Source organism: Brunnivagina elsteri CCALA 953 (assembly GCF_002289455.1).
GTDB lineage: Bacteria > Cyanobacteriota > Cyanobacteriia > Cyanobacteriales > Nostocaceae > Brunnivagina > Brunnivagina elsteri.
The window spans coordinates 1-4,869 of record NZ_NTFS01000459.1 but is presented as its reverse complement, the minus strand read 5'-3'; the positions used below and the strand labels follow the sequence as shown (position 1 = coordinate 4,869).

Here is a 4,869-nt window from a genome sequence, read left to right as displayed (position 1 = left end):
TAATATTACTGATTTACAAAACTTATTTACGAAAAAATATCACAATACATACTTATTACTACAATAGTAGAAAGGGAATAAAAGCATCTCAAATACATAACCGATGTATTTCAAGCGACGTAAGTAAAAAAAGTAACTCATCAACCTCAAAAATACTTCTATCAAAACAAATAAATGCATGGTAAGTTGTTAACTCCACAGTTCCATACTGCCTCACACCACATGCATCTCCACGATCTACACCCCCAGCACCTTGAAGAACTAGTCGAGGATAGCGGTATAGATACCCATCTTGCAAGTTTAAATTTTACTTCACTCCAAGACAGCGACGCATATGGTTATCTGCTGATTTCATCACAAGTACCCCGTACAAATACAGGAATGGTGAGAAATAGCTGGTTACAACGCTATTCCCACACTACATCAGGTGGTTGGTGGTGTTCTGGACTCGATCCGCAAAATCATTGGCAGGCAATGGAATGGGGTTGTTTTAAACCGAACCTACCTCGACTCAATCAAAAAGGTAAATCGATTAAGTACGAACATCCTCCAGGTACGGCAACGCGGATATTTTGTTTGCGTGTGACGTTGCAAGTATGGCAAAAAGTTGCCCAACGTTATAATTTGAGCATTCCAGAATCAAATACTTCTCAGAATAAAACGAAAGATAATGACATTGACTTAAACGAAGAAAGTTTAGGTTTTTGGCAATGGGTAATGGAAAATAATATCCCGGTAATTATTTGTGAGGGAGTTAAAAAAGCTGCCGCATTACTGTCACTAGGATATGTTGCGATCGCAATACCAGGAATTACTAGTGGATATCGGGTTACTAAAGATAAATTTGGCAAAGTTGTGAGTCGTCAACTGATTCCTGACTTAGCAGCTTTTACTATTACTAAACGTACTTTTTATATTTGCTTTGATTTTGAGACTGAACCACAAAAAATTGCTGCTGTTAACAATGCAATTTCACAATTAGGTGTACTATTCCAATCCCAAAAATGTCCCGTTCAAGTAGTTAAGTTACCAGGGGGAGAAAAGGGAGTTGATGAATTTATTGTGAATCAGGGGATGATTGGGTTTGAAAATATTTATAATCAAAGTTCAGATTTAGAGATTTACCTTGCTCAAATCAAACCCCATACCCAATTAACTATACCTGTTGCACTCACAGTTAATCGTCGTTATTTAGGTGAAATAGATTTTCCCGATTCTGGATTAGTTGGAGTGAAATCAGCGAAGGGAACTGGAAAAACAACTACAATACAAAATATTGTCCAGCAAGCAAAAAGTAATCATCAACCTGTTTTACTGATTACTCATCGGATTCAACTTGGCAAATTTTTATGCGAGAAAGTTGGTATTCAATGGGGACTAAAAAATATTGAATATACGAGTAGAGAAGAAAGACAAGAAAAACCAAATATTAATATTCCTTCCCCATCTCTTGGACTTTGTGTTGATTCGATTTGGAAACTGAATCCCGAAGATTGGCATGGGGGAATAATTATCTTAGATGAAGTTGAACAATCTTTATGGCATTTACTTCACAGTACTACCTGTAAAGATAAGCGAGTCAAACTTCTTAAAAGTTTCCAGCAGCTAATTTATACAGTTCTGACAACAGGTGGTTTAATAATTGCTCAAGATGCTGATTTATCTGATACTTCGTTGGAGTATTTACAACAGCTATCGGGAATCAAAATTACTCCTTGGGTACTACTTAATCAATGGAAACCAGAAAAAGGATGGGATGTTACTTTTTACGATTCTCCCAACCCAACACCATTAATTCAACAGCTTGAATTAGATATACTTGCTGGACGTAAATGTTATGTTACTACTGATAGTAGGGCAGGACGTTACAGTTGTGAAACTATCGAACGGTATTTAAAAGAGCGTCTAGAAAAATTACATAAAATATTTCCCAAATCTTTGTTAGTCAGCAGTAGAACGACAAATACTCCTGGACATAAGGCTGTTGATTTTGTTGCAGAAATTAATCAAAAAATAATTGAATATGACGTGGTTTTTGTGACTCCTAGCTTAGGAACTGGTGTTAGTATTGATGTCCAACATTTTGACCGTGTTTATGGCATTTTTCAGGGTGTAATTCCCGACTCAGAAGCGCGACAAGCATTAGCAAGAGTGCGTGATAATGTGCCTCGTGTAGTTTGGTGTGCTAAACGCGGAATTGGTTTAATTGGTAGCGGTAGTACCAATTACAAGTTACTATCAAATTGGTATCAAGAAAATCAAAAAGAAAATCTAGCTTTATTGAGTCCATTACATAAAGTCGATGTTGATTTGCCTTTAGTTTATGACCCAATTCACCTACGAACTTGGGCTAAAGTCTCAGCAAGAGTAAATGCTTCAATTAGCATTTATCGTCAGTCAATGAAAGAAGGTTTGATGTCAGATGGTCATCAAATTTGGCTCAGAAGCAATGATGTTCAAAATAATATTATTAGAGATTTACGTCATGCTTTTTTAGCAACCGATCCTAGCGACTTGAAAACTCGTCGTCGCTTAATTTTGGAAATAGTTAAAGTCCAAAAAGACTGGATGCAAAGCAAACAAAAGGCAAAAGAAATTAGCAATAGTATCCGCAAAATAAAGAAGCAGAATCAATATGTAATGGCAAACGCTGTGGCAAATGCTAAAGATATTGATTATGTGGAATATGAATATTTATCTACAAAACATGCTCTGACTGAGAAGGAAAGACAGCAAATTAATAAATACCTTCTCTGGCAAAAATATGGTATTAAAGTAACTCCACTATTGAAGCAACAAGACGATAAAGGTTATTATTCACAACTATTAATCCACTATTACCTTACCCATGAAAGTGAATATTTTCGATGTCGGGATAAGCAAGAATTATATCAACAATTAATTTCTGGAGAAGGAAAAGTATTTTTACCTGATTTAAAAGGTTATACCCTGAAAGTTGAAGCATTACGTGCGTTAGGAATGCAGCAATTTTTGGAACCAGAACGGGAATTTGCAGAGGATGATATTGATTTAAATCGACTCAAAAATATGGCTTCGCAATGCAGTCAGCATATTAAACGAGTGTTGGGAATTAATATTATCAATGAAGTCGATCAACATTCTGGTTTAAAAATACTAAATAGATTATTAAACTTGTTGGGATTAAAATTAAAGCGAGTTAATAAGAGTTACAAAATAGACAAATTATTGCTGAATGATGGTAGAGAAAAAATTTTTAATATTTGGCATCAACGGGATAAGTTAATGTTAGAAAATGCTAAGTTAAACAATCGAAATTTAGACAATATGAACTTAGAAAATATTGAAAATGTGGATTTAGATACAAACAATTCTATAGATACTTGTACAAATAGATATAATGTATCGACACACCAGACAAATCTTCAAAAATTACCCGTTCCCATTCAAGTTATACAGACTGTTCCGTTTTAACTTAATAATCTTAATAGTCTAAAAATAATAGTCTGAAAAATCCAGTGTAGACAAAATACATCAACCCAGCACAAACACAAAATTTTTATTAAATCTTACAGAAGATTTTTGTACTCCTGTCACTTTGAAATTACCGCGCTACTATAAGTGTGAATCTCAATATTTTTAAGTTAATAAAAAAAGAATTTTTTCTCTTGAATTTTAATCTTTTTTTCTTAACACACAAGTATTGATGTGAATTTAAGCCCAAAATTCAAATTCTCAAATGCCGTGAGGTTTTCAATGAAAGTGGCAGTTTTCAGTACCAAAGTCTACGACAAAAAATTCCTGGAAATAGCAAACATAAACCAACAATATGAGTTTGCATTCTTCGATCCCCACCTAAATAAAGATACAGCAATTCTTGCCGCAGGATGTCCCGCAGTTTGTATTTTTGTCAACGATGAAGCTGACGCAACAACCCTAGAAACTCTTGCTGCAAATGGTACAAGTTTGCTTGCACTCCGATGTGCTGGATTTAACAACGTAGATTTAAAAGCTGCTGCCAAATTGTGTATCACAGTAGTTCGCGTTCCTGCATATTCACCTCAGTCAGTCGCAGAACATACGATCGCAATGATTCTTTGCCTCAACCGTAAAATTCACCGTGCTTATAACCGTGTCAGGGAAGGCAATTTTTCCCTCGATGGACTAATGGGATTTGACATGCGCGATCGCACTGTTGGTATCATCGGTACAGGGAAAATTGGGGTAATCGTCAGCCAAATACTCAAAGGATTTGGTTGTAAACTGCTTGCTTACGACGTATACCGCAATCCCGAAGTCGAAGCATTGGGAGCAAAATATGTCGAGCTTCCAGAACTTTTTGCCAATTCCGACATTATCTCATTGCATTGTCCCCTCATGCCGGAAACCCATCATCTCATCAACAGTGATGCGATCGCACAAATGAAACCTGGTGTGATGTTAATTAACACCAGTAGAGGTGCTTTAATTAATGCTAAAGCTGTAACTAGAGGTTTAAAATCAGGTAAAATTGGTTGGCTAGGTTTGGATGTATACGAAAAAGAATCTGACCTGTTCTTTGAAGATTTGTCGGGAACCATCATCCAAGACGACGTTTTCCTCCGTCTAACAACCTTTCATAATGTTCTGATTACTGGACATCAGGCATTTTTCACTGAAGATGCTGTGAGTAATATTGCGGAGACTACTCTTACTAATATTACTGAAGTTTTGCAGGGGGTTTCCTGCGTTAATGAGGTTAAAGCTGAACCGAAAACTTTATCTCAGACAAGTACAATATCATCTCCGGTAGCATAACCAGAATAAAAGAACCCCACCCTAACCCTCCCCTTGCTTTACGCGCTACTCTACGAGAAGGCGTACCACTCCGTGGAAGCAAGCTACGCGCAG

The 4,869-nt window shown here is 36.3% G+C and carries 2 protein-coding genes; both read left to right on the top strand.

Annotated elements, in window-relative coordinates:
- Nucleotides 1-222 precede the first annotated feature (222 nt).
- Complete coding sequence (locus CK510_RS26345; protein WP_095724484.1) at nt 223-3,453, top strand: plasmid replication protein, CyRepA1 family; 3,231 nt, start codon at nt 223-225, stop codon at nt 3,451-3,453.
- Between the two features lie 282 nt (nt 3,454-3,735).
- Complete coding sequence (locus CK510_RS26340; protein ID WP_095724483.1) at nt 3,736-4,776, top strand: 2-hydroxyacid dehydrogenase; 1,041 nt, start codon at nt 3,736-3,738, stop codon at nt 4,774-4,776.
- The last annotated feature ends 93 nt before the right edge of the window (nt 4,777-4,869 follow it).